Here is a 26,452-nt window from a genome sequence, read left to right on the forward strand (position 1 = left end):
ATGACGGCGATGTCGCTTATTGGATAGGGGAAGGAACTCAAGCACTTTCGGGGAGTGATGCGATGTGCGGCATCGTTGGATTGTTTCTCAAGAACCCGGCCTTGCAGCCTGAGCTTGGCCTGCTGACCTCGCGCATGCTCAGGACCATGACCGAACGCGGCCCCGACAGTGCGGGGTTCGCGGTTTATAACGCCCTGGCGGCGGGCCAGCGCAAGATGACGGTGCGCGGCATCACGCCCGAAACGCAGGGCCCGTTCGAAGCCGGTTTTCTCGAACTCGTGGGCGGCACCGGCACGCTGCTCCAGCGGCATGACCATGTGGTGCTGACCTATGCCGGCGTGCATGAAGCAGCGCTAAGGGCCTATGTGCGCGACTTTGGCGCGGGCATTGCCTTTGCGGCAAGTGGCGAAGGGATCGAACTGTACAAGGGTGTGGGGCTGCCCGAACATGTGGCGACCCGCTTCGGCCTTGAAGGCATGGGGGGCACGCATGCCATCGGGCACACCCGCATGGCCACTGAATCGGCCGTGACCATTGCCGGGGCGCACCCGTTCTCCACCGGGCCGGACCAGTGCCTGGTGCATAACGGTTCGCTTTCCAACCACAACACGCTGCGGCGCCAGCTTGTGCGCGAAGGGCTCAGCTTCGAGACCGAGAACGATTCGGAAGTGGCGGCGGGCTACCTGTCATGGCGCCTTTCGCGCGGTGAAAAGCTGGATGAGGCGCTCAAGGCGTCGATCGACGATCTGGATGGGTTCTACACCTTTGTCGTGGGCACGCGCGACGGCTTTGCGGTGCTGCGCGACCCGGTGGCCTGCAAGCCCGCTGTCCTGGCCGAAACCGATGACTACGTGGCCTTTGCCTCGGAATATCGTGCCTTTGCCGAACTGCCGGGCATTGCCAATGCGCAGGTGTTCGAGCCCGAGCCCCAGCGTGTCTACCACTGGGATCATGCAGCGTAAGGCGGAGAGCGGATAATGCAGATTATCGACATGAACACGACCGACCTGCGCGCGCTGAACACCGCGTTGCAGGCGGGTGAGGCAGGCAGTGCGTGGAGCGTGCATAACCCCGCCGGGCGGCACGCGCTGGCCGTGGGCCTGATGGAGGACATGACCGTCACCATCGATGGCCATGCCGGGTATTATGCGGCGGGCATGAACCAGAAGGCGCAGGTCACGATCAACGGCAATGCGGGCCAGGGCGTTGCCGAGAACATGATGAGTGGCGCGGTTCACGTGAAAGGCAACGCCAGTTCCAGTGCGGGGGCCACGGCCCAGGGCGGCCTTCTGGTGATCGAAGGGGATGCAGGGGCGCGCTGCGGCATTTCCATGAAAGGCGTGGATATCGTCGTGCGGGGCTCCGTGGGGCATATGAGCGCGTTCATGGGCCAAAGCGGCAACCTGGTCGTGTGCGGTGACGCGGGCGAGGCACTGGGAGATTCCCTGTACGAGACACGGATTTTCGTGCGCGGCACGGTCAAGGGCCTGGGTGCGGACTGCGAGGAACAGCCCATGACCGAACAGGATCGCACCATTCTGGCCGGGCTGCTGGAACGCGCCGGCGTGACCGATTGCACACCCGCGGATTTCCGCCGCTATGGATCTGCGCGCACGCTCTATCACTTCCACGTCGACAACGCATCGGCATACTGAGGCAGTCATGACGGACCACAATCACGATTTCACCAAGACCGAGCCCCGGTTTTCCGCCACGTTCGACCCGTTCACCATCTCGCAGATCCAGCGCGCGGCCGCCACGGGCATTTACGATATCCGTGGGGGCGGGACCAAGCGCAAGCTGCCCCATTTCGACGACCTGCTGTTTCTGGGGGCCTCGGTCTCGCGCTATCCGCTCGAAGGCTACCGCGAACGCTGCGGCACCGATGTGGTGCTGGGCACGCGCTTTGCCAAAAAGCCCATTCATCTTAAAACGCCGGTGACGATCGCGGGCATGTCCTTTGGCGCGCTGTCGGCCCAGGCCAAGGAAGCGCTGGGCCGTGGGGCCAGTGCCGTAGGCACGTCCACCACCACAGGCGATGGCGGCATGACGCCGGAAGAACGCGGCCATTCCTCCACCCTCGTGTACCAGTACCTGCCCTCGCGCTATGGCATGAACCCTGATGACCTGCGCCGGGCGGATGCGATCGAGGTGGTGATCGGCCAGGGGGCCAAGCCCGGTGGTGGTGGCATGCTGCTGGGGCAGAAGATTTCCGCCCGCGTGGCCAAGATGCGCGACCTGCCAGAAGGGATCGACCAGCGTTCGGCCTGCCGCCACCCCGACTGGACGGGCCCTGACGATCTGGAGATCAAGATCGAGGAACTGCGCGAAATCACCAACTGGGAAAAGCCAATTTACGTCAAGGTAGGGGCCAGCCGCCCGTATTACGATATTTCCCTGGCGGTGAAGGCCGGGGCGGATGTGGTGGTGCTCGACGGCATGCAGGGTGGCACCGCCGCCACGCAGGAAGTGTTCATCGAACATGTAGGCCTGCCCATTCTGGCGGCCATTCGCCCGGCGGTGCAGGCGTTGCAGGATCTGGGGCTGCACCGCAAGGTGCAGTTGATCGTCTCGGGCGGGATCCGCACTGGGGCCGATGTGGCCAAGGCGCTGGCCCTGGGGGCGGATGCGGTTGCCATCGGCACGGCCGCACTCATCGCCCTGGGGGACCAGAACCCCGAACTGGCGGCGGAATACGCCAAGCTTGGCTCGGTCCCCGGCGCGTATGACGACTGGCAGGACGGGCGCGACCCGGCCGGCATCACCACGCAGGACCCTGCCCTGGCGGCGCGGCTGGACCCCATCATGGGTGGGCGGCGCATTGCCAACTACCTGTCGGTGCTGACGATGGAGGCGCAGACCATCGCGCGCGCCTGCGGCAAGAGCCACGTGCACAACCTCGAACCCGAGGATCTTGTGGCCCTGACGCTGGAAGCCGCAGCCATGACCCGCCTGCCGCTGGCGGGCACGGACTGGTACCCCGGCAAGGCCGGTTTTTAAAACCCCAGGCGGGACCACGCCTAAGGACGGGTCGCGACCGGGCAAACCTGTTGCGGCCCCGGGTGCCCGGGGGCTGCGGGTAGCCGACGAATGACTGCCGGGCGGCATTTTCGGGTGCCGCCTGTGGTGGCCGCTGTCGGTCGGCAGGGTGAAGGCCGGCTTTGCTTGCGGCCTGCCCCGTGGCGCGCGGGCGTTCTCCGGCTTCCACCAGCCTGTCTTTGGGGCGGTTTGACGCGCATGACGCGATGCAAGGAATGGACACGTAGCGATGGCTGACGCTCAACAGGATTGTCGCGATCTGGAAACACTGGCCCGTGAGCAGGGGATCCGGTATTTTCTCATCTCTTTCATAGACCTTTCGGGGGCGCAGCGCGCCAAGCTTGTGCCCGCAACGGCCATTGCCGCCATGCAGCGCAACGGGGCGGGGTTTGCGGGCTTTGCCGCCGCCTTCGACTTTTCCCCCGCCGACCCGGACCTGCTGGCCATACCCGACCCGTCGGGGCTGATGCGCCTGCCCTGGAAGCCCGATGTGGCCTGGCTGCCTTCCGATCTGAAAATGCGCACTGACTACGTGGAACAGGGCCCGCGCAATACGCTGCGGCGGCTGATCGCACGTGCACAGGGTCTGGGGCTGACTGTCAAGACCGGGGTGGAGTGCGAGTTCTTCCTGGTCAACCCTGACGGCGAACAGGTGGGGGACGCGCTGGATAACGGCTCCAAGCCCTGTTACGACGCCTCCGCCCTGATGCGGCGCTACGACGTGATTGCCGAACTGTGCGACGCCATGCAGGGGCTGGGGTGGGAGCCATACCAGAACGACCATGAGGACGCGAACGGCCAGTTCGAAATGAACTGGAAATATGCCGATGCCCTGGTGACGGCGGACCGGCATGTGTTCTTCAAGTTCATGGCGCGCGCCATTGCCGAAAAGCACGGCCTGCGGGCGACCTTCATGCCCAAGCCGTTCATGCACCTGACTGGCACCGGCTGCCATGCGCATATCTCGCTGTGGCAGGGGAAGACCAATGTCTGCCACGACGCGTCGGACCCGCTGGCACTGTCCGAACAGGGCTATCACTTCGTGGGCGGGCTGATCCATAACGCGCAGGCCCTGTGCGCGATCCTGAACCCTACCGTAAACTCGTACAAGCGCATCAACGCGCCGCGTACGGTCTCCGGCGCGACATGGGCGCCCAATATGGTGACCTACGCGGGCGACAACCGTACGCATATGATCCGCGTGCCGGGCGGCGGCCGGTTCGAGATGCGGCTGCCCGACGGGGCGGCCAACCCCTATCTGCTCCAGGCCGCATTGCTGGCCGCCGGGCTGGACGGGATCGAGAACAGGCGTGATCCCGGGCCGTGGCAGGATATCAACATGTATACCCAGGCCCACCTGGCGCAGGACGCACCGCGCCTGCCGCTGAACCTGCTGGACGCCCTGCGTGCACTGGACGGTTCCGCCACCCTGCGCGCCATGCTGGGTGACGGGCTTGTCGATCCTTATGTCCAGATCAAGACAGCGGAATGGAACGCCCATTGCGCCCATCTTTCCGCGTGGGAAAAACACCAGACTCTCGACTGCTGAACGGGCGGGCGGCGTATCGCTCGCAGCATGATGGCAGGCAGCAGGTGGCTGGCGCAGGATAAGAGTTGCTGCGGGTGGCACTTCCTGCCATGCAGGCGTCATGGAGCAAGACAGGGATTTCGAGATTTTTCTGGCCACCGTCCCGGGGCTGGAGCCGGTGCTGTATGATGAAATACGGCTCAAGGGGTTCAAAAGCCCGGCGGTAACGCCGGGCGGGGTCACCATCAGGGGCGGCTGGCCCGAGGTCTGGCGCGCCAATTTATGGGTGCGGGGGGCCAGCAAGGTCCTTGCACGGCTAAAGACCTTCCGCGTCGTGCATCTGGCGCAACTGGACCGGCTGGCCCGCCAGATGGCCTGGGGCGAAATCCTGCGTGCGGATGTGCCGTTCCGGGTCGAAGCGGTCTGCGCGGGCTCGCGCATCTACCATGCCGGGGCCGCCGCCGAGCGTATCACCACCGCCATCAGCGAAACATTGGGTGCGACCGCGGCCCCCGATGCGCAGGTGGTCGTCATGGCCCGCATAGAGCGCAATAGCTGCACGATCAGTATCGACACATCGGGCGACCTGCTGCACCGGCGCGGCTACAAGCAGGCAGTGAACCGTGCCCCCATGCGCGAGACCATGGCCGCCCTGTTCCTGCGGCAATGCGGTTATGACGGGTCCGAGCCCGTCCTGGACCCCATGTGCGGTTCCGGCACCTTCGTGATCGAGGCGGCCGAAATAGCGGCCCGCCTGAACCCGGGCCGGTCCCGGCACTTCGCCTTCGAACTTTTTGCGAATTTCGACGCCGCCGCCTGGCAGCGCATGCGCGACGTGAAAAGCCAGCGCATACCCTCCGCCCGGTTTTATGGCAGCGACCGCGATGCCGGGGCCGTCAGCATGAGCGAGGCCAATGCACAGCGCGCCGGGGTAGGCGATTATACCGAATTCCATTGCAGGACGATCAGCGAGCTTACGCCCCCTGCCGGGCCTGCGGGGCTTGTTATCGTCAACCCGCCTTACGGCACGCGCATTGGCGAGAGAGATGCGCTTTTTCCGCTATACCGCGCACTTGGGCAGGTGCTTCTCAAGCGTTTTACGGGCTGGCGGGCAGGGCTTGTCACTGCCGATACGGCCCTGGCGCATGCGACCGAGCTTCCATTCCTGCCCAACACCGCGCCGGTTCCCCATGGCGGCCTGCGTGTCTCGCTTTTTCAGACCGGGCCTTTACCCCAGCCGCCGGCGTGAGCACAGATTACGCAAGAACCGGGGTTCCCAAGCTGTTTCAAAAGTCAGTCGGGTCGGTCTGAGCGGCTCTTTTCGGGCCGGATTATCTCCTGCCGCGGTTGCTGGTTTTTTCCCGCACGTTTCAGGGAAGTGGCGGCAGAGGACGTTTACGCTGACGGCTGGCCCCGTAATGGGCGATAAGCCAGGGCAGCCCGACAAGCAGGCAATCCAGAATTTGCTGGAGGGTGGCCATGACCACAAGGGTTGCGGCAAGGGCCGCCTGCGAAATCGCCAGACCCTTGGCGGCACCGAACCCCACGCCCAGAAAAAGCAGGTCCTTGCCCGGCAGGAGCGGAATACGCGTAATGAGCAGGCGCAGAGTAATGAGGTCGAAGCACAAGGCGAGATCAGCCACCGCACCCGAGAAAAAAAGTGCGAACATTTCCAACCCGAAGGTGGCGGCGCTTCGGCCCAGATGCACGATAAAAGTCAGTGACATGTCCTGCCGGGACAGGCGTGTCGCCAGCCGACCGCCGCCGATCAGCACCAGTGCGGGCACAAGCGGGAGTGCAAGCAGGGCCGCTGTCTTCCAACTCGCGTACGCTTTGACCGTGCTGTAAACCGCGTTGTGCGTCAGAAAGAGAAGAAGAACAGCACATAAGACCACGACAAAACCCGCAGCACCCGAAAGCAGGGCGGAATCCTTGACCACGTGGAAGAGCGTATTTTTGGTCAGGGCAAGATTGTTTTTGGCCCATAAGTAAAAATAGGACTCGCCTGAATATTCGAAAAAGGAATTATTCAGGATTCTTTTCCTGAAAAAGATCGTGGTTGGAATTTTTTTATCGGATTTGATCAGATTGCTGAAAATCATTCTCTCTGAAAAAGGGAGAATAACAAACAGCATAGCTTCCAAAGCATAGAAGACAGGGTTTGTCGGCAGGGCGTGAAGAATATTTCTCCATCCTGTTTTGGAAAGACTATAGGCGATCATCGTCAGGAAAATAATCGGGAACAGCCAGCGCAGGACTTGCAGGGCAAGCTGGGCGAATTTTTTTATGCCGGATTTTGTGCGGGCCTGCGGAACCGGATCATCTTCCATCACGCTATCACTAACAGCGCTATGGCGTTCGGCCTGGCGTGGCAAAACGGTTTTTATGGGGGCAGGTGTCGCGTTGTCCGGCAAGGGCCCCACCTGTTGCGGTGTAGAACGGGAAGAACACGATAACATATCGCCACCTTTTAGCGCGTGGCAGGAGCGCAGTAAACCATGTCGAAAAATGAACTGTAAAGAAAATATAAAAAACACCGAGGGCTTTTTATTTTATAACCAGGGATATTGATGGGAACCGATCATAATAAATGGCGAAATTTCAGGAACCGCAGAAAAAGGGGTGTCACTGTTATTCAATAAAGACAGGTGTTGCGTCATGAGCACCAGGGCGGGCATGCAAAAGACAGATCGGCGGGCACCCCGCGCTGCATGGTTCAGCCAGATTATGACGGATTTCAGAAATTCGTGATGCAGGTGGGGATCAAATGCGGTTGACGAACCATGAAGCGGCTGCTTACCCGGCGGGGACGATTTCTCAGGCGTATACGCAGCGCAGCGCCTTTGAATTTACGTTCTCATGGTCCCTGGCGCAGTCCCTGCGCGAGGTGCCGCCCAGCAAAATCATGCAGATGAACCGCCCGCTGCGCGTGGCCATTGTTGCCAGTTCCTATAACTATATTCGTGACGGTGTTGCCTTTACGCTTAACCGGCTGGTCGCCTACCTGGAAAAAGCCGGGGTGGAGGTCCGCGTCTTCGCGCCGGTCGCGAAGGTACCCGCGTTCAGGCATAACGGGGTGATCGTTCCCGTTCCATCCATTCCCTTGCCCTGCCGGTCCGATTACAGGCTGGCCTTCAGCCTGCCCCGGGCTGAAATCGAAGCGTTCCAGCCCGATATCATGCATGTGGCGCTTGCCCCCGACTGGCTCGGCTTTTCAGCCCTGCGCCTGGCCCGCAAGCTGGGAACACCGCTGGTGGCGTCCTACCATACCCGGTACGAGACATATCTCGAACATTATGGCTTTGCGGTCGGCTTTAAAAAATTCATGACATGGTATCTTAATTTCTATTATGCCTCCTGCCGTGAAGTCTATGTCCCCACCCAGTCGATGATCGACACCCTGCTGGGTGCGGGGTTGGAGAATAATTTTGTCCTCTGGCAGCGCGGGGTCGATGCCGAACTGTTCAGCCCGGCCAAAAGATCCGATGCCTGGCGGCGCACGCTGGGGATTGGCGCGGATGAGGTCGTCGTGCTGTTTGTCTCGCGCCTGGTGCGTGAAAAGCAGGTTACGACGCTGGCCGCCACCCTGCGCCGCCTCAAGCAGCAGGGCGTGGCCTTCAGGAGCATCATCGTGGGGGACGGGCCGGAACGCCAGGCATTGGAGCGCGACTGCCCCGATACGCTCTTTACAGGAACCTTGCAGGGCGAAGAGCTGGCCCGCGCCTATGCATCGGCCGATATATTCCTCTTTCCAAGCGATACGGAAACATTCGGCAACGTCACGCTGGAAGCCATGGCGTCGGGCTTGCCGTGCGTATGCGCCAATGCCACGGGCAGCCGTTCCCTGGTCGTGGACGGGGTAACGGGCTTTTTGGCGGAATCGCGGAATGTGGAGGCATTTGCCACATCTGTGAAAGACCTGATCGAAAAAACCGACCTGCGCCGCAGCATGAGCCGGGCCGCGCGCGAAAGAAGCCTGACATTCTCGTGGGACGCGTCGATGGGCTTGCTGCTTGAACGCTACAAGGCGTTGGTGAGCGAGCATGCCGCGTGAAAATAGCGGATATATCGGAATTCTATTCGCCAACAGGTGGGGGTGTCAGAACGTATGTGGATGAAAAATTCCACGCCGCAGCACGCCATGGGCATACGATCGTCCTGATCGCCCCCGGGCCGGAGGACAGGGTTGAGCACCGTGATGGCGGCAAGCTCGTCTGGGTCAAAAGCCCGGTACTTCCCATGGACAGCAACTATCGCATGTTCTGGAAGGCCGCCCCGATCTGGCAGGTGCTCGATGCCGAACGGCCCGATATTGTCGAGGGATCCTCGCCATGGAGGGGGGGCTGGCTTGCTGCCACATGGCCGGGGGCGGCCCCGCGTGTACTGTTCATGCATGCCGACCCTGTGGCGGTTTATCCGCAGACCCTGCTGGGCAATATTCTACCAGCAGCCACCATAGATCGGCTTTTTGGCTGGTTCTGGGCCTATCTGCGGCACCTGAACCGCCATTTTGACGGCTGTGTGGTGGCGGGTCGGTGGCTGGCCGAACGCTTTTCCCGCCACGGGCTTGAGCGTATCAGCGTTGTGCCATTCGGCGTGGGTGTCAATGCGTTCGACCCGTCCTGGCGGGATGAGAGCCTGCGGGCCACCATGCTTGAGGCCTGCGGGCTGGACCGGCATGCCAGCCTGCTGGTTACGGTAGGGCGGCACCACCCGGAAAAACGTCTGGGGCTGTTGATGCGGGCTGTAGGCCGTGCCCAGAAAAGCCGCAGGATCGGGCTTTACGTGATAGGGGACGGGCTGATGCACCGGCAGGTTCAGGCCCAGGCCGCGCGTATGGAACATGTCCATGTGGCGGGGCATGTGGGAGACAGGCAGGTGCTGGCGCGCATGATGGCAAGTGCCGATGCGCTTTTGCACGGATCGACGGCGGAAACCTTCGGCTTTGTAGTGGCCGAGGCATTATGCGCGGGCACGCCCCTGATCGTGCCCAGGGCCGGTGGCGCGGGCGATCTGGCGGCAGATGCTTATGCGGAAACCTATGAACCAGGCAACGCGTCGGCGGCGGCTGCGGCCATTATCCGTCTGCTGGCGCGTGAACGCGGCCCCATGTCCGATGCAGCACGGGCAGCGGGCGTGGGGCTGGGGGACATGGACCAGCATTTTACGCGGCTGTTTACGCACTATGAACAAATTGTCCGAAATGCCGGGCCCTTGTCCCGCGCGGGCCCTGGCCCGGTTTGACGGTGCGGGGAACAATGCGCGACAGGGTTCGTGCAGCCTGCGTGCCCCATTACCCCTCCCTTGTCAGCGACCACGCTCCCCGCGCCAGTGGATCAGCACGACTGAGACCAGAAGGGTTCCGGGCACCAGGGTCGCGGCCAGCCATGCGGGCAATGTTCCGGTCTGGCCCAGCAGCAGGCAGGCCCGGGTTGCGGCATGGGCTGCGTACCCCCACGCAATAACTCCCCCTGTGGCAATGGCGGATGCGCCATAGGCCAGCCGTGTCGCGCATAGCGTGCTGGCAAGCATGGCCATGGCGCCGGGCAGTATCAGGGTGGCGAGCAGCATGGCCATGCGGGTGCGGTACGGTGCGGCGTCGTAGCCGTTTTGGGTGTGGCTGGCCAGGCTTTGCAGTGTGGCAAGCGGCAGGTACTGCGCTTCCATACCGTAGACACTCAGCCACAAGGGGTCGAGCGTAAGGGTTATGGCATAGGGCGGGGTGGGGATAAGGCGTGTCTGCTCGGGTGGCATGGGCCGGGCTGCGCGCGTATCCGCCGGGCGTGCGTCGTGCCAGACCTGCGGGTTCTCCAGTTGCCACAGGCCGGTCTCCGGCACGCGAATGGCGGCGTCCGCCTTGTCGATTTCGGTCAGGAGCGACGCCGCATCGAAGCGAAAAAGCAGGAGCGTGCGCAGGGATGCCGGTGGCCCAAAGGCGATGGAGGCGGAAAGAACGCCCTGGGGTGTCTGCATCCAGACCGGGTTGCTCGGCTTCGTACGGTCAAGGCGCTGGGCATCGCGGCCTGTTTTCTGGCGCATCTGTTCCGCCATGGAAACCGGGCCCAGATAGCCGTCCATCACGAACGTCGCCGGCCCCAGCAGCAGGCCCAGAAGCACGGCCGGGAAAAGACTTTTGAGGGGAGAGCGCCCGGTATTGGCGATAAAGAGCCGCTCGCCCGAGCGTGTCTGCGCGATTTCGACCAGGCAGACCGCAAGGAACGTCGCAAAAGGGATAAGCGGGGCCAGCAGGCCGGGAATACGCAAGGTGGTGAAATAGACGATATTGCGCCACGCCGGCGCGGAACCGGAGGCCATGACCATGTCGATCTGCGGCCACAGATCGATCGTTTCCGCAATGGCCAGCAGAACGGCTGCGATCATCATCAGGCTGCGCAGGTAGCCCGCCAGGATATGGCGCGTATACAGCCCGAACGGGGCAAGCCGAACAGGGTTGATCGGCGCCCCACCCGGCGTGGGCGCATGTATCGGTGCCGTGTTCGGGGGCGCTGAAAATGGCGCGATCGTCATGGGCCGTTATGCCCGAAGCAGCTGTGGCAGGAGAAGGCGGCTGATCCCCAGCCGCAATGCCGCCAGCAGGAGCCCTTGCAGCGTTGCGGTCAAAAGCAGCAGCAGCACAAGTTCCGCACCCAGCCCGGATGGTGCCACCGCCCTGATAAGGGACTCCGTTCCGACATTGAAGGCCAGCAGGGCCATGCAACTGGCCGGCAGCGCTATGGAGCGATTGCGTTGCGTGGTCTGGCTGAGTGCAGCCAGCGCCACCAGCGGGGCCAGAAGGCAGAGCAGCCCGCGCGACAGTCTTTCCCCCAGCAGGCGCACAACCAGCACGGGTGAAGGTTCGTTCGCCTGCGTGGCATGGTGTGCAAGGAGAACAAGCAGTTCGGGCAGTGTCAGTTCGTTTTCCTGCTCCCAACGGGGGGGAAAGGGCAGGATGTCGTCAAGGGGAATGATCTTGTCGGCCGTGTCCGCGTAAAATGTCATCTGTTCATCGTCGCGCAGGTTTGGGAAAGTGCCCTGGCCAGGTGTGGATGCGGATACTGCGCCCTCAACGGAGAAGATATGGGATGTCATCTGTGCCACGCTGACACCGAACAGATTTTCAGGGGCGGAGCCCGTGGTGCGTACGCTTCCCGACTGAACGACGCGAAAATGCGTGGGGTCGAGTGGTTCGTAGACAAACAGATTCCTGCGTGTCATCGGTGCGGTCGATATTGTGGCTGGCGGGTCTTTCTGCGGGCTTTCCTGCGGGATAAAGGCCACGCGGTTCCCCACGAAAACAAGCTGGCTCTGGCCTGTTGCAGTGATGAGGTTGCGATAGGCGGCATCGAACAGCACGGCACGCTGCGCATAAAGTGCGAGCGGATTGACCACGCCGGAGGCTGCGAGCGACAGCAGCAGGGCAGCCACCGCCAGGACAATGGGCGGAAGAATAAAGGACCGGGGTGCCAGCCCGCAGGCGCTCAGCACCAGGAGTTCGCGATTTTCGCGCATGGTCAGCGCCGTGCGGTAGACGGCCACGATCATGGCCAAAGGCAGCGCGAAATCCAGGATCTGCGGGCCGGTCAGCAGGAAGATAAGGCCCGCATCGAACAGGTTGGCGTGATGGCTGATGACATCGCGGAAAATCATGGGGAAGCGTTCGGCCAGGAAAATCGCTTCCACCAGAAGCAGCGTGGCCCCGGCCTGCCACAGGACCGAGCGCATGAACTGGCGAACGCATAACTGCCTCAACCAGCCATGCGGCGTCGCAGGAAGGGATGGGGGCGGGCCGTTGGGGACAGACGCCATCACAGCACCACCCTGCCGCCCAGATAAGCCTGCTGCACATCGGGGTTATCGACCAGATCCTCCGGCGTGCCCTGTGCCAGAACGCTGCCCGCTTCCACCACATAGGCGCGGTCGACCAGGCGCAGCAGATCAACAGCACTATGGTCGGTAATGAGAACGGACATGCCCCTGTCCGCCAGGTCGCGCAGCAATGCCGCCACGGTGCCGATATTGCGTGGATCGACCCCGGCAAATGGTTCGTCGAACAGGGCAATGACAGGTGCGCAGGCAACGCAGACGGCAATTTCGCACCGGCGCCTTTGCCCGCCCGACAGCGTGCCGATGCGGTTGTGGCATACGTCGGTCAGTTCGAAATCAGCCAGCAGGGACGCGATATGGCGTTGTCTTTCCGACCTGCCTGCCATGCGCGTTTCCAGAACCATGCCCAGCGCATCCGCCACACTGAGCGAACGCGGCAGGAAGGAGCCCTGGGGCAGATAGGCCAGCCCGTGGCGCGCCCTGTGGTGGAACGGCATGGATGTGGCGTCGATCCCGTTGAGGAAAATCTGCCCGGAATCAGGTGCCATGATGCCGGTCAGCATCTTGAACGTCGTGGATTTTCCCGCGCCATTGGGGCCAAGCAGGCCCACGATTTCACCTTCTCCCACATGCAGGCTTATATTTTCGACAATCCGCATGCCGTCGAAGGATTTGACAAGATTGCGGGCCGTGAGCATGGGCGTTCAGCCTCGCCCCGCGGCCCTGCTGCCGCTTAACGCGGCATAGGCGGCAGCGTAGGCCGTGCACATGGCAGCGATCCCGCATTCCTGTTCGATAAAGGCACGGGCTTGCAGGCCCAGCGTATGGACCGGGGCTGCACGGGCCTGCCGCATGGCGGCAACCAGCCCTTCCAGCCGTTGCTCGGGCACCAGCCAGCCGGTTTGGCCGTCACGCACGATTTCAGGAATTCCCCCGCCCGAGAACGCAATGACAGGGCGCGCGGATGCCATGGCTTCAAGCACCGACAGGCCAAGCGGTTCATCGCGCGAGGTATTGAGGCTGACATGGCTGGCGGCATAGGCATCGCCGGGGTCCGAGGTGTAGCCCGTAAAACGAATGCGATGTGAAACACCAAGCGTGATCGCCAGCGCTTCCAGTTTTTTGCGCAGGCTGCCGTCGCCTGCGATGATAAGACGGCAGTCGGGAAGCTGCGCAAGGGCCCGAACGGCAAGATCGGGCTGTTTCCAGGCTTCCAGTCGGCAGACAAGGCTGAACGTGAACGGAGTATCCGCCGGAAACGCGCGCGGGCCAAAGCGTTTTTCATCCACCCCATTGCGGATAACCCGCAGCCTCGGTGCCATCTCGGGCGCATGGGCCGACACGAAGTCGCGCACATAGTTGCTGACGCAGATAATGCTGTCCGTTCGGCGCAGGGCCCGGCGGCGACCCAGCGCGCAGCTTGGGTCGGTGTAGTGGTGCACGCCATGTTCCGTCCGCAGCACCGGCAAACCAAGCCGCTGCGCCGCCCGCACACCCAGGATATGGGAGGCATAGGTATGCACATGGACCAGATCGGCCTGTTCCGTCCTTAGAACGTTCTCAAGCCAGCGGACATCCCGCGGGCCGAAGGCGCGCCACAGATAGGCCAGCGGATGCAGATGGATCGGCCCGCGGTCGGCAACGCGCACCCCGGCCCCCATGATCAGCGCGCGCAGCTTTGGATTGGGCGTCATGAGGGCAATGCTGTGTCGTGCGCCGCTGAGCACGGGGCGTGTCGTAAGATCCAGCAAAAGGCGCTCCGCCCCGCCGATATCCCCCGCAACCACGACATGCACGACATTGGGCGGGCGAACCGCCGCGACCTGGCCTGGCATTTCGGGCAACTTATTGCGGGCCATGCTGTTCACGGGCGTCGTGGGCTACCAGGCGCAGCAACTGGGCCTGAAGCAGGCTGGCATGGCGTCGGGCTTCGAACTCTTCCATCACCCGGCGGCGGGCGGCCTGTCCGTGGCGTTGCCGCAGGTCAGGGTCGTGGAAATAATCCAGGCAGGCCTGGGCCATGCCGCCAATATCCGGCGGGTGGCCCGGCAGCAGCCGACCCTGTTCATGGTCGCGGACCATTTCGCCAATACCACCGACATCGAAGGCGATCACGGGCTTGTTCAGGGCCATGGCTTCCATGACCGCGCGGGGCAGGGGGTCGGGGTAGATACTGGGGATGAGTGCGACATCGAATTCTGCCACATAAGGGGCGACCTCCGCCCGGAATCCTATGAAATGAACGGCGTCGTCCACGCCCAGTTCGCGCGCCAGGGCACGGCATTGGGCTAGATGGTCCTCTGGCATGTCTTCGGGCGTATCGCCCAGCACCACAAAATGACAGCGCGGGCGTTGGGCAGTATCCAGCTGGTCGAGCATGAGACGGGCCGCGCGGATCAGTTCGATAAACCCCTTGTGGCGCACGATCCGGCCATGGGCCCCGAAAATGACGCTGTCATCTCCAAGGCCCAGTTCGGCGCGCAGGCAGGGCGTGCGGGCCGTTGCGTCAAAGGCTTGCAGGTCGAGCGCGTCGTGGCAGATCTGCACCTTTTGCGGGCAGGAGGAAAACTGGCCTGACACCGCGCGCGACACACACAGAATGGCCCGAACACGGGAGCCGGCGGCAAGAGCGCGGTGCAAAGGCCGAATGACGGACGGCACGCAGGGGTAAAAGACATGCCATATCGCGGGCACCCGCGTGGCGGCAGCGACAATGCCCCCGATCAGGGTGGCTACGGTGCCGTTGCAAAAGATCAGATCATAGCGTTCAGCACGGACATGGCGCGCAAGGCGTGCCAGCCCCGTTGCCGCGCGCACGATATTGACCACGCCACGCCAGAGGCGAAGCGGGGCAGGGGCTGTAAAGTCGCGCCGGGCCATGCTTCTGGACCAGGGCTGCAAAAGATTTTCGATCAGTGCCGGTTCGATAATCACCCGCTCGGCGGCGCGATGCCTGCGCACTTCCCGGCTGACCACATCCTCACGCGGCAGCAGGACAGTGCGGTGGATCTTGGCGGGGTCGAGAAATTTCAGCAGGCAGACAAGCGTATGGCCGGGCCCGCCATTTCTGGCCGTGTCGTTGATGAAGAGAATTCTGGTGTGCGAGAAAGGCGCCGTGTCTGTCCGGGTGCTGGCCTGGGGGTGGGTCATCGGCAGGGATCAGCCCGGCATTGGGCCAGGTTGTCCAGGGCAGGGTGATGGGACCAGCCGGGTTTCAGATGGGGCAAGGATGTTTCCGCCTGCGATCTTGGTCAATGGGTGACGGGCCATGGGCAGTAAAGATGTGCGACGCCCATTTTTAAGGGCGGAGCAGGGGGTGTGGCAATGGGTGCGGGATTTCCTCCGGGGCCGATAAAGAACGCTGTGGGCAGATAATAATTTCCCGCTCCCATGCGCGCTTTTTGGGCGGAATAGCGCAGTTTACAAAGGGTTTGCGCGTTCATGGGCAAGGCAAGGGTGCCCATTGCGGCTGGCAAAAGGTTGCCTCGCCCCACATTCTGTCATCAAAAATTCTTCTTATTGCAGACGCTCGGCAAATGGCTTCGCCCCGGCACCCTGATGAAGCCGTCCCTGCTGTAACATGCGCGCGTGGATGGTGCGCAGCGGCCAAGCGGGCTGACAGGTGTGCATTATCGGCCCGCGGGTTGCGCCATGCCTTGCCCCTGGGCGCACAAGGGCGGCCTGTCACGTCGTGGGCTGCGCTTTATCCCTGCGCCTGTAGCCAGGCGGCGAGGTGAGTATGCTTCAAAGAATACTGCCAACCCGACAGGCGCCAGCGTTTTTAACGGGCGAGACAGCCTGAAACGGGTGCTGGATTATTCCTGCCTTTGAAGCTGCGCCCCATGGGCCCCCACAGGTGGCTGCGGCCAGAAGGTGGTGGCGATGGCGGCCTGGATCTGGGTAAGCTGGCGCTGTATCCAGTTCATGTAGTCATGCAGCCCGCGACTGATGATGTCCTCGGCGGTCTGGTCGCTCAGGGTTGCGCGCAGTTCGTCCAGGCATTCCTGAAGGGGCGCGCACAGGTCGCGCAGCCCTGCGTGATTGGCCAGAAATGTCAGTGTCTCGTCAACCAGGCGGAGATTGCCCGCAAGGGAGCGCGGAAAGCTCTCGTTTTTAAGAAGAAAGCCGACGATATTGGATGGTGTCACGGCAACCGGCCGCAGACGCCTGAACGCATGGTAGGCTGCCGCCGATCGCAGCACGGACGTCCATTGCGTGATGTCGATTTCCGAGCCGGGGCGTTCTTCACGCGGCAGCAGCATATGGTAGCGGATATCGACCAGGCGGGTAATCTGGTCGCACCGTTCCAGGTGCTTGCCCAGACGGTAAAAAAGCCATGCCTGATCGTGGTAGAGCGTGCCTTCGGCAATGCCGTAATGGGTCTGGCATTCCTGGCGGATATGCGTGCACACGGCCGAAAGGTTGTTCAGCTTCGCGCGGCCCGCATCCAGGTCGAGCAGCCAGCGGGTAAAGACATTCAGGTGCGTCCACATTTCAGTGGAGACAAGCGGGCGCACGGCCCGGGCATTATCGCGAATGGCCACGGCCATGGACACGATGGAACCGGGGTTGGCATGCTCGGTAATGTAGAAGGAAACCGCATCAGCCGGGTCGTTGGCCGGATGGAGCTGGGTGAAAAGCTCCTCGTCCGAATTGATGCTGATAATGGAATCCCACGCTGTCTGGCCTTCGCCGTCGCGCACGAAGGTTTCCGTCACTTCCAGCAGGCGGGCGAGGTTTTCCATCCGCTCCATGTAGCGTGCCAGCCACATGATGCATTCGGCGTAACGGGAAAGCAGGGAATTGAATGTAAAATCCGTCATGATGCCATGACCCAGGTATCCTTGGAGCCACCCCCCTGGGAGGAATTGACAACCAGGGAGCCCTTGCGCAACGCCACGCGCGACAGCCCCCCGGGCAGCACCCAGACCGCACGCCCGGTCAGGGCGAAGGGGCGCAGGTCCACATGCCGGGCTTCGACCCCATCAGGGCACAGGGTCGGGGTTACCGACAGGCCGATGACCGGCTGGCTGATGTAGTTTGCAGGGTTTTCGAGCAGCTTGTGCCGGAAATCCTCAAGCTCCGCCGCCGTGGCGTGCGGGCCGATGATCAGCCCGTACCCACCGGATTCCCCCACGGGTTTGACAACCAGCTTGTCCAGGTTGGCCAGCGTGTAGGCCAGGCCTTCGGGTTCGGCGCAGATATGGGTGTCAACGCTTTCCAGAATGGGGTCTTCGCCCAGATAGTAGCGGATAATGCGCGGCATATACGCGTAAACGGCCTTGTCGTCGGCAACCCCCGTGCCCAGCGCGTTCGCCAGTGTCACGTTCCCACGCCGATACGCCTCGATCAGGCCGGGCACGCCCAGCAGGCTGTCGGGGTTGAATACGAGCGGATCCAGGAATTCATCATTCAGGCGACGGTAGATGGCATGCACGGGCCGGGGCCCGGTGACCGTGCGCATGAACACCCGGTGGTTGTCCACAAACAGGTCCTTGCCCTCCACCAGGGGCACGCCCATCTCGCGTGAGAGAAAAACATGCTCGAAATAGGCGGAATTATAAATGCCGGGCGAGAGCAGGACCACTTGCGGGTCCACAACGCCTTCGGGGGCGACCTCGCATAAGGTCTGGTGCAGGCGGGGGCCGTATTCCTCTACCGAGCGGATGGGCAGGCCGGATGCCAGGTCGGGCATGAGCCGGAGCATCATATGCCGGTTTTCAATGACATAGGACACGCCCGAAGGGGTGCGGGCATTGTCTTCAAGGATAAGAAAGCGCCCGTCGCGGTCGCGGATCAGGTCGGTGCCGCTGACATGCACGTAAACGCCGCCGGGCACTTTCAGGCCGATCATGGCAGCGCAGTAATTGGGGTTGTTCAGCACCAGTTCTGCGGGAATGATCCCGTCACGCAGGACTTTGCGGTCATGGTAGATGTCGTGCAAAAACAGGTTCAGCGCGGCGATCCGCTGCTGCACGCCGCGTTCGATATGGTCCCATTCCTGCGCGGTGATTACACGCGGAATGGCGTCGAATGGCAGGATACGATCGATCGCCTCGCGGTTGGAATAGACGGTGAAGGTAATGCCCATGCGGTAAAGCTGCGCTTCGGCGGCGGTGGTGCGGCGGCGCAGTTCTTCAAGGTCGAGCGATGCCAGCCGGTTGCGCACGGATTGCACGGCCGCGGGCACAGGCCCTTGCCGGTTCATCAGTTCGCAAAAGAAATCAGGAATCCGGTAGTTGTCCAGCAGGCCGGAAAACTGTGTCGAAGAGGGAGCATGCAGCGTGGCATCACTCATATTGGGCCTCCCTTCTGAGCAGTCCGGCTGATAAGGCAGCGGGAAACCGCGCCGGCCAGATTGTTGCGTTGGTGTATTAACGGGAGCAGGAATTCCGCTCTTTGCCAAGAGGAAAAAAATCAAAGACTTTTTTGCAGTTCCATGACATGGGGACGCTTGCATGCGGGCCTGATGCTGATATGGTTTTTCGCCAGAACTGTGCCAGCGGGCAGGCTATCGGGTCAGGGTGTGATGGGCTCGGCATAAAAGGCGAAAGGGCAGGGCCGTTTTTTGATGAGTTCGCACATTACGCTGGTCCACCGAACCTGCTACGAATATGACAGGCCCGTTTCCATGGGGCCGCAGATCATCCGCCTCCGGCCCATGCCTGACAGCAGAACGCCTGTGCTGTCCTACATGCTCAAGATCGAACCGCGTGGTTGCAATCTCGGCTGGCAACTCGACCAGCACGGGAATGAAACCGCCTGTGTCAGCTTTGGCGGGCAGGTCACGCATTTCGATATCGAGGTCAGCCTGGTGGCCGATATCGCCCCCTATGATCCGCTGGCGAACCTGATGGACAATGCCGAAGGGACAGGCGATGCCGGGGTTGACTGCGCATATTCCCGCCAACTGCCCCTGGGGGCGGATGCGCTGGCTTTTCTCCGCGAATGGCAGGATGGCACGCCCACGGATGCGGTGCCCCGGCTGATCTCGCTCAACAAGGCCATTACCGCGCGCGTGCGCTACGAACGGCGGATGGAGCCGGGTGTGCTGTCCGCGCAGGACATCCTGCGCCATGGCTGCGGGTCCTGCCGCGACAGCGCCTGGTTCCTGGTCGCACTGGCGCGGCATATGGGCTATCGCGCCCGTTTCGTGTCCGGCTACCTGGTCCAGAGTGCACGCACGGCGGGGGAGGAGGAAGTCCTGACGGGTGACCTGCACGCCTGGGCGCAGGTGTGCCTGCCCGGCAAGGGCTGGATCGGGTTCGATACGACATCGGGCATGCTGGCGGGGGAAGGGCATATTCCCCTGGCTGCGGCGGCGACACCAGAAGATGCGGCACCCGTTTCAGGCCTGCTGGACCGGTGCGAGGCGCGTTTCAATGTCTCCATGCAGGTGCAGCGCCTGTACGCCTGAGGGGCGGGACAGGCAGGAAAATACGCACGGCTTGGCCGGGGTTGCGCGGTCAGGGGTTGCAAGAAGGGCAATGACATCATGAGGCGGTTTAGCTGTCAGTCCTGCGGTCAACTGCTGTCTTTCGAAAATACCGTTTGCGGGCAATGCAATTCCATTCTGGGTTTTCTGCCCGAGCTTGTGGATATGTCGGCACTGGTTGCCGTGGGCGACGGGTCATGGCGGCCCCTGGCCCCGCTTGCCCATGGCAGGCCGCGCATGTTCTGCGCCAATAATGCCTACGATGTCTGCAACTGGCTGGTTTCCGACAGCACGCCGCAGGGCTGTTTCTGTTTTGCCTGCCAGTTCAACCGCATGATCCCCAACCTCGATACGCCGGGCAACCTGGAGCGCTGGCGCAAGCTCGAGGTTGCCAAGCACCGGCTGTGCTACACGATCCTGCGCCTGAAACTGCCGGTCCGCACCCGGCTGCAGGACCCCTTGCACGGCCTGGCCTTCGACTTTCTGGACGACCCGGCCGATGGATCGTCCACCGTCATAACCGGGCATAGTGACGGGATCATCACCATCGCCACGCGCGAGGCGGATGACGCCTACCGTGAAAGCATGCGGGTCGAACTGGGCGAATATTACCGCACGTTGCTGGGGCATTTCCGGCATGAAATCGGCCATTACTACTGGAACGTGCTGATCCGCGACGGGGGCAGGCTGGACGCGTGCCGGGCGGTGTTCGGGGATGAAAGGCAGGATTATCAGTCCGCCCTGGCGACCCATTACAACCGTGCCCTTGTCGATAACTGGCGGGATGATTTTGTCAGCCTGTATGCGACGTCCCACCCGTGGGAGGATTTTGCCGAAACCTGGGCCCATTACTTCCATATCGTCTCCACACTCGAGACAGCCCTGTCCTATGAGTTGAGTGCGGGCCCCGCCGTGCATGGAGAAGCCCTGTCGGCGCTGCATGGTGACCCCTGCACCCAGATGTCGTTCGAGAATATCATCAACGCCTGGGTGCCGCTGACCTATGTCGTGAACGGCCTGAACCGCTCCATGGGACTGTCGGATTTCTATCCCTTCGTGCTGACCAGGGGCGTCCGGGCCAAGCTTGGCTTTATCCATGACGTCATAAGGGACGCGCAGAAAAAGGGGTTCTGAACCCATGCTGGTTTGGGGCGCAGGCCCCGGTCAGCGTGCTTCGCGCACCCGGGGGTCAAGCAGGATATAGAGCATATCCACGACCGCATTGGCGACGACCACAAAAACCGCCGAATACATAACGGTTGCCATGATCAGGGGCAGGTCCATGTTGTTGAGCGCCTGATAGGTCAGGCGGCCCACGCCGGGCAGGCCGAACACGACTTCGGTCAGCAGCGCGCCGCCGCCCACAAGCTGGGCGAAATCCATGCCGAACAGGGATACGAATGTGATCATGGCCGTGCGCAGCCCGTGGCGCAGGAGAATACGGCTGGGCGAAAGCCCCTTGGCGCGGGCCGTGCGCATGAAGTCTTCCTCGCTCAGCGCGACAAGATCGGCCCGCAGGACACGGCTGTAAATGCCGATGAACATGACCGCCAGGGCAAACCAGGGAATAACCAGCGCCTTGAACCAGCCCAACGGGCTTTCGGCAAAGGGAATATAACCGAGCCCCGGCACCCAGGAGAACAGCCAGGTATCGTGGTAGCGGTTCTGGGTGATCATGTTCGCGACCTGCCCCAGCCAGAAGACGGGGATCGAAATCCCCACCAGCCCCAGCATCATCACCGAGCGGTCGACCCATGTATCCTTCATGGCGGCGGCCAGCACCCCCATGCCTATGGAGCCCACGACCCAGATAATGGCGGCCCCGCAGACAAGTGACGCCGTAATGGGCGCGGCCTTGACGATTTCGGGCACAACCAGTTCGCCCCGGTTCGCGTAGGAGGCAAGATCGCGCGTGATGAAAAGCTTTTTCATCATGATCGCGTATTGCACGGTTATCGGCCGGTCGAACCCGTATTCCCTGCGCACTTTTTCAATCGTCTGGGGGGCCGCGTTACGCCCGGCGATACGGGCCGTGGGATCGGCCCCTGGTGTTGCGAAGAATACGGCGAAAACCAGCACCGAAATACCGAACAGCACGAACAGCGTCTGGCCCAGCCTGTGCAGGAGCGATGTCAGCATGGGCCGGTCCTATCCTGCGTCACGGCGGCTGGTTTCGCGCACATCCAGCGCGTCGCGCAGCCCGTCGCCCAGAATGTTCAGCGCAAGCACGACTGCAACAATGGCAAGCCCCGGTGCGATGGAAGCCATGGGCCGGGTATAGATCAGGCCTTCCCCATCCTGGATGATCGTGCCCCATGACGCGGCCGGGGCCTGCACGCCTATGGACAGGAACGACAGCGCACTTTCGGCCAGCAGGGCCATGGCCATGATAAGCGGGCCCAGCACCACCAGCGTGGTGGTGATGTTGGGCAGGATATCGAACAGGACAATGCGCCAGCGGGGCACGCCCAGCCCGCGTGCGGCGGTCACGAATTCCGCATGCCGCAATGTTATGACCCGCCCGCGTATGGGGCGTGCGGCGTAAGGCACGTAAACCAGCGCGATAATGGTAATGGGAATGAGCAGGTTGTTCGCCTCGATCACGAACGGGCCGATCTGCAAGCCGGAATTGACGGTCACGATCGAGAGCGAGATCGCGAACAGATAGACCGGCACCGCCCACATGATATCCATCAGCCGCGACAGCACGGTATCGACCAGCCCGCCCATGAACCCGGCGATAATCCCCACCATGGCGGCAACCACCAGGCACAGAACGGTCGCGCAAGACGAAATAAGCAGCGAATTGCGGCCGCCATAAAGCAGGCGTGCCGCAATGTCGCGCCCCTGGCTGTCCGCACCCAGCAGGTAGGTGCGCTGCCATGTGGGGCCGATGGGGCTGAGCCCCAGATGCAGCGGGTTGTCGTTGGGCTGCATGATATCGACCTCCTGCCCGCCCAGCACGACGGTGCCCGCCACGTTGGAGACGAACGGGTCGGTTCGCGCGACGTTATGGGCGTAGAACGGCGCAAGCAGGCAGGCCATGGTAATGAGCGCAAGGGCCATCAGGGCCGTCATGGCCGACGGGTTCCGCCCGAGGCTGCGCAGGGCAACCCGCCAGGGACCGGGTGAGGCACGACTGCCCGATTGCGCGGAAGATACGTTCATTGGACCTGAAGCTGTGAAAGCAGGATTTCGTCGTTCAGCGTTACGATGACGTTGCGCACGCGTTTTGACAACAGCACGACACGCCGCGTCTGCACCATGGGAACAGCCGGGGCCTGTTCCATCAGGGCGCGATCGACCTGTGCCCAGGCATGCTCGCTTGCCGCCCGGTCGGTCAGCGACAGGTCCGAGGCGTGGTCCATCAGCCCGTCGATCTCGCGGTTGCAGAAGCCCGCCATGTTGGGGGAATTGTCCGAGCCGGGATGAAAGCTGTCGCACGAGAAAAGCGTGTTCAGGAAACTGGAGGCCGAAGGGTAGTCGGCATTCCACCCGCCGAGCGAGATCTGCACATGGTTGTTGGTGTTCTGCACGAAGGTGAAATGGATGGCCGAACTGATGAAATGCACCGACGCCTTGTAGCCCAGCGCGTCCAACGTGCCGCGCAGTTCATCGGCCACCGTGCCCGATCGCCGGTCGGATGGCACGACAATAACCACCTTCTCCCCCGCCGTGCCACTTTCACGCACCAGTTCGCGCGCCCGCTCCATATCGGGCTTTTGCCATGTTGTGGCGGGGTGTTGGGGGGAAGCCCCCCTGGTGTAAAAGCAGAACGGTTCGTAGCCGGGCGTGCCTTCGGGCAGGAGCTGGCAGAGAGGGGCCGAAATGGCGGGCCCGCCGCCGTAAATGGCCATGGCGTGCCGGTTGATGGCGTAATTGAGGGCCTGGCGCACCTTGAGCGAGTTGAAGGGCGGCTCGTTCACATTCAGCATCGCGAAGTAATAGAGCAACAGCCGGTAGATATGCACCTGGCCCGTATAGCGGCTGCCGACCTCACCCAGGCGGTCCAGCGGCACGTTGTCGTACATCCAGTCCGCCTGCCCACTTTCCACGGCCGAGACCTCCGATTCCGAATCAAGCCCGAAGGTGATCTCGATCCGGTCCGGGTAGCCCGCGGGCTGCGCGTCATGCGCCCATTCGTGGAAATAGGCATTGCGTTCAAGCCGCATGCCGGTTGTCGCGTCGAAATGCGTGATGCGGTACGGACCGGTGCCGGGTGGCGGTATGTCGCCCATGTCATGGGGTGGGGTATCGGCGGGCAGGATAACGCTGTGTATCCAGGCCAGATGATCCAGAAATTCCGGGTCGGGCCTGCGCAGGTGGAAGGTAATGCTCCGCTTTTGCGCGTCGGTTTCCATGCCGCCTTCCAGCGTGCAGGTCTCAGGCTTTTTCAGGCACAGATCGGCACCGATGATACGGCTGTAATACGGCCCCGCCGTGGGGCTGCCGACCTTGAACATGCGCCTGAACGAGGCCGCGACATCGTCCACCCCGACCGGGCGGCCATCGGAAAAATGCAAGCCTTCGCGCAGGGTCAGCCGGTATGTCAGCCCGCCATCCTCGGGCATGGGCACGGCTTGCGCCAGGTTGGCGATAACCGGCTGCGCGTCGGGTCCGGCAAATTTCGGATAGGTCAGCAGCGTGTCGTAGACCGGTGTTTCCATGGATTTGGTCAACGCCAGATAGGCGACCTGGGGGTCCAGCGTGCCGGTGGACGCACCCGCCAGAACGCGCAGCGTGCCACCCACCCGCCGTGGGTCCTGCGCTGCACTGGCTGATGATTGGGCGGGTGGCATTGTCTGTGCGCGGGCCGCGCTGTTTGGCTGAAATGGCGCATAAAATATCAGCACACAAAAAAACAGGGGGCACTTGCGGATCATGCCCCCGTTATGCCGCGCATTGCCGTCGCACTCAAACAGGAAAAATCGTCCGCTGTCCCGTTTGGAAAAATGCCGCCGCATGCTGTCATAAAACCATAATGCCCGCCTGAAAGGTTTTTCGCTACAGTGCGGCTGCCTACAACAAGGAGAGGTAAAGGACATGAGCGTCCAGCCCGAAAGCCACCAGCCGCAGGCCTTTTCACTCCCCACCGCGTTGCCCAACTGGCGCGATGCCGTCAGGGAACGCTGGCGTGCGACGTTGTTGCAGGTTCTCGAACACCCGCATGAGCATCCGGTGAACCTGCTCGCAGGCCGGAAGAAGCCCCTTACACGGGACATCTCCCGCCGTCATGCCCAAACCCTGGCGGAGTCCGCAAAAACGCCCTGAACCCCCGGGCGGGGCGGTGTAAAACCGGGGCGGCGTAAAAAAGCGCATCCCGGGCACTGATGGCGCATGCCAGAAAACCGGGTGCTGCGTCTGGTTCGGGAAAGGTGGTGGCTGTAGAAGGAACCCCGTTTTTCACGATGTGGTCTCCCCATGACAGTTCCTGCCATCGACTCGTTCCACGCCCTGTCCATCGGCGCACTTGCCCATCGTCTTGAGCAGCAGGGGCGCTCGGTCATTCATCTGGAATTCGGCCAGCCTTCCACACCGGCCCCGAAAGGGGCGATAGCCCGCGCGCACCACGTGCTGGACACCGACCCGATGGGGTATTGGGAAAGCGAGCCCCTGAAAGAGCGGATCGCAGCCCATTACGCCACCACTTACGGGGTATCGGTCGCGCCTGAGCGGATCGTGCTCACCTGTGGGGCTTCGGCCGCGCTGGTGCTGGCGTTTTCAAGCTGTTTCGGCCCTGGCGCGCGCGTGGCGCTGGCCCGCCCAGGTTATGTCGCCTATCGCAACACGCTGCGTGCCCTGCATATCGAACCGGTGGAACTGGCCTGTGGTCCGGCCGAGCGCTTCCAGCTTTCCGCGGCCCGTATTGCAGCCCTGGACCCAGCCCCGGCGGGGGTGCTGGTGGCAAGCCCGGCCAACCCCACGGGCACCGTCCTTTCTGGCCCCGAACTGCATGATATTGCCCGGATCTGCCGCGAACGGCGCATTACGCTTGTGTCTGACGAGATCTATCATGGCCTGACCTATGGCGAACCCGCCCATAGCATGTTGGAATATGACCCAGATGCAATCATCATCAACAGTTTTTCCAAATACTATTCCATGGCCCCGTGGCGGCTGGGCTGGCTGGTGGTGCCCGAAATGCGGGTCGATGCCGCGCGGGCCCGCATGGGCAACATGTTCCTGCCGCCATCGGCCTTGAGCCAGCATGCGGCCCTGGCGGCGTTCGACTGCCAGGACGAACTTCAGGGCCATCTGGCCACCTACCGGAAGAATCGGGACCTGTTTCTGCAAGCCCTCGCGCCACTGGGGCTCAACCACATCGCCCCGCCCGATGGCGCGTTTTACATCTATGCCGATATCGGACATCTGAGCGATGACAGCCTGGAGTTCTGCCGTGAACTCCTGCTCGACACCGGGGTGGCGACAGCCCCGGGCCTGGATTTCGATCCTGTCGAGGGCGGGCATTTCATTCGGTTCAGCTTTGCGGCTTCGACCGAGCGGGTGACCGAGGCACTGGCGCGCATGATCCCGTGGTTTGCGGCCCGGCCGCGCATAAAGTGATAAAAACCCGAAGCAGGTCTTGCGTTCGGGCCTGCAACCTCATATGAGGAAGCGCCAATGGT

Annotated in this window: 22 protein-coding genes; 11 read left to right on the forward strand and 11 right to left on the reverse strand. The window is 62.5% G+C overall.

Going from position 1 to position 26,452, the window contains the following annotated elements:
- Window positions 1–62 precede the first annotated feature (62 nt).
- From J2D77_RS11515 to J2D77_RS11535, 5 genes are all read left to right on the forward strand, one after another.
- On the forward strand, window positions 63–962 hold the full coding sequence (locus tag J2D77_RS11515; RefSeq protein WP_207846427.1) for a class II glutamine amidotransferase: 900 nt from the start codon (window positions 63–65) through the stop codon (window positions 960–962).
- Window positions 963–977: 15 nt separating this feature from the next.
- Complete coding sequence (locus J2D77_RS11520; RefSeq protein ID WP_207846428.1) at window positions 978–1,655, forward strand: GltB/FmdC/FwdC-like GXGXG domain-containing protein; 678 nt, start codon at window positions 978–980, stop codon at window positions 1,653–1,655.
- 7 nt (window positions 1,656–1,662) lie between these two features.
- Entirely contained in the window at window positions 1,663–3,000 is a 1,338-nt protein-coding gene (locus tag J2D77_RS11525) for an FMN-binding glutamate synthase family protein (protein WP_207846429.1), read from the forward strand.
- 268 nt (window positions 3,001–3,268) lie between these two features.
- The gene (glnT, locus tag J2D77_RS11530) at window positions 3,269–4,588 is read left to right on the forward strand and encodes a type III glutamate--ammonia ligase (protein ID WP_207846430.1); all 1,320 of its coding nucleotides are present in this window, start codon (window positions 3,269–3,271) and stop codon (window positions 4,586–4,588) included.
- A gap of 100 nt (window positions 4,589–4,688) precedes the next feature.
- Window positions 4,689–5,816, forward strand: coding sequence for a THUMP domain-containing class I SAM-dependent RNA methyltransferase (locus tag J2D77_RS11535; protein ID WP_207846431.1), 1,128 nt, complete (start codon window positions 4,689–4,691; stop codon window positions 5,814–5,816).
- Between the two features lie 121 nt (window positions 5,817–5,937).
- On the opposite strand, the gene J2D77_RS11540 is transcribed toward J2D77_RS11535, so the two are convergent.
- The gene (locus J2D77_RS11540) at window positions 5,938–7,104 is read right to left on the reverse strand and encodes a hypothetical protein (RefSeq protein WP_207846432.1); all 1,167 of its coding nucleotides are present in this window, start codon (window positions 7,102–7,104) and stop codon (window positions 5,938–5,940) included.
- Window positions 7,105–7,334: 230 nt separating this feature from the next.
- On the opposite strand from J2D77_RS11540, the gene J2D77_RS11545 reads away from it, so the two are divergent.
- On the forward strand, window positions 7,335–8,621 hold the full coding sequence (locus J2D77_RS11545) for a glycosyltransferase family 4 protein (protein WP_207846433.1): 1,287 nt from the start codon (window positions 7,335–7,337) through the stop codon (window positions 8,619–8,621).
- The gene (locus tag J2D77_RS17530; protein ID WP_207846434.1) at window positions 8,618–9,811 is read left to right on the forward strand and encodes a glycosyltransferase; all 1,194 of its coding nucleotides are present in this window, start codon (window positions 8,618–8,620) and stop codon (window positions 9,809–9,811) included. Before J2D77_RS11545 ends, J2D77_RS17530 begins: the two co-directional genes overlap by 4 nt.
- 63 nt (window positions 9,812–9,874) lie before the next feature.
- Here the strand turns inward: J2D77_RS17530 and J2D77_RS11555 are convergent, their stop codons facing one another.
- From J2D77_RS11555 to J2D77_RS11585, 7 genes are all read right to left on the reverse strand, one after another.
- Window positions 9,875–11,095 (reverse strand): LptF/LptG family permease, encoded by a 1,221-nt coding sequence (locus J2D77_RS11555; RefSeq protein ID WP_207846435.1) that lies wholly within the window; start codon window positions 11,093–11,095, stop codon window positions 9,875–9,877.
- Window positions 11,096–11,101: 6 nt separating this feature from the next.
- A complete protein-coding gene (locus J2D77_RS11560) occupies window positions 11,102–12,373 on the reverse strand; it encodes an LptF/LptG family permease (protein WP_207846436.1) in 1,272 nt (423 codons plus the stop codon).
- A complete protein-coding gene (lptB, locus tag J2D77_RS11565) occupies window positions 12,373–13,089 on the reverse strand; it encodes an LPS export ABC transporter ATP-binding protein (protein WP_207846437.1) in 717 nt (238 codons plus the stop codon). Before lptB ends, J2D77_RS11560 begins: the two co-directional genes overlap by 1 nt.
- A 6-nt stretch (window positions 13,090–13,095) precedes the next feature.
- On the reverse strand, window positions 13,096–14,250 hold the full coding sequence (locus J2D77_RS11570) for a glycosyltransferase family 4 protein (protein WP_230975739.1): 1,155 nt from the start codon (window positions 14,248–14,250) through the stop codon (window positions 13,096–13,098).
- A complete protein-coding gene (locus J2D77_RS11575; protein WP_207846438.1) occupies window positions 14,237–15,541 on the reverse strand; it encodes a glycosyltransferase in 1,305 nt (434 codons plus the stop codon). The genes J2D77_RS11570 and J2D77_RS11575 overlap by 14 nt, the downstream gene beginning before the upstream one ends.
- Window positions 15,542–16,206: 665 nt before the next feature.
- Window positions 16,207–17,214 carry an alpha-E domain-containing protein gene (locus J2D77_RS11580; RefSeq protein WP_207846439.1) on the reverse strand — a complete coding sequence of 336 codons (1,008 nt, stop codon included), beginning with the start codon at window positions 17,212–17,214 and terminating at the stop codon, window positions 16,207–16,209.
- Window positions 17,211–18,689, reverse strand: a complete 1,479-nt coding sequence (locus tag J2D77_RS11585; protein ID WP_207846440.1) for a circularly permuted type 2 ATP-grasp protein — start codon at window positions 18,687–18,689, stop codon at window positions 17,211–17,213. The genes J2D77_RS11580 and J2D77_RS11585 overlap by 4 nt, the downstream gene beginning before the upstream one ends.
- Before the next feature lie 273 nt (window positions 18,690–18,962).
- On the opposite strand from J2D77_RS11585, the gene J2D77_RS11590 reads away from it, so the two are divergent.
- Window positions 18,963–19,808, forward strand: a complete 846-nt coding sequence (locus tag J2D77_RS11590) for a transglutaminase family protein (RefSeq protein ID WP_207846441.1) — start codon at window positions 18,963–18,965, stop codon at window positions 19,806–19,808.
- Between the two features lie 78 nt (window positions 19,809–19,886).
- Entirely contained in the window at window positions 19,887–20,960 is a 1,074-nt protein-coding gene (locus J2D77_RS11595) for a zinc-binding metallopeptidase family protein (RefSeq protein ID WP_207846442.1), read from the forward strand.
- Between the two features lie 30 nt (window positions 20,961–20,990).
- Here J2D77_RS11595 and J2D77_RS11600 read toward each other — a convergent pair whose 3' ends face one another.
- From J2D77_RS11600 to J2D77_RS11610, 3 genes are read right to left on the reverse strand one after another with little or no spacing between them, the layout of a single operon-like run.
- Window positions 20,991–21,965: an ABC transporter permease gene (locus tag J2D77_RS11600; RefSeq protein WP_207846443.1), complete on the reverse strand. Its 975-nt coding sequence runs from the start codon at window positions 21,963–21,965 to the stop codon at window positions 20,991–20,993.
- 9 nt (window positions 21,966–21,974) lie between these two features.
- The gene (locus tag J2D77_RS11605; RefSeq protein WP_207846444.1) at window positions 21,975–22,994 is read right to left on the reverse strand and encodes an ABC transporter permease; all 1,020 of its coding nucleotides are present in this window, start codon (window positions 22,992–22,994) and stop codon (window positions 21,975–21,977) included.
- Window positions 22,991–24,625 (reverse strand): ABC transporter substrate-binding protein, encoded by a 1,635-nt coding sequence (locus J2D77_RS11610; RefSeq protein WP_207846445.1) that lies wholly within the window; start codon window positions 24,623–24,625, stop codon window positions 22,991–22,993. Before J2D77_RS11610 ends, J2D77_RS11605 begins: the two co-directional genes overlap by 4 nt.
- A gap of 244 nt (window positions 24,626–24,869) precedes the next feature.
- Here J2D77_RS11610 and J2D77_RS11615 point away from each other — a divergent pair, with 244 nt between their 5' ends.
- Both J2D77_RS11615 and J2D77_RS11620 read left to right on the forward strand, forming a co-directional pair.
- On the forward strand, window positions 24,870–25,097 hold the full coding sequence (locus J2D77_RS11615) for a hypothetical protein (protein WP_207846446.1): 228 nt from the start codon (window positions 24,870–24,872) through the stop codon (window positions 25,095–25,097).
- 150 nt (window positions 25,098–25,247) lie between these two features.
- Window positions 25,248–26,390, forward strand: a complete 1,143-nt coding sequence (locus tag J2D77_RS11620; protein ID WP_207846447.1) for a pyridoxal phosphate-dependent aminotransferase — start codon at window positions 25,248–25,250, stop codon at window positions 26,388–26,390.
- The last annotated feature ends 62 nt before the right edge of the window (window positions 26,391–26,452 follow it).

This window comes from Acetobacter garciniae (genome assembly GCF_017377735.1).
GTDB lineage: Bacteria > Pseudomonadota > Alphaproteobacteria > Acetobacterales > Acetobacteraceae > Acetobacter > Acetobacter garciniae.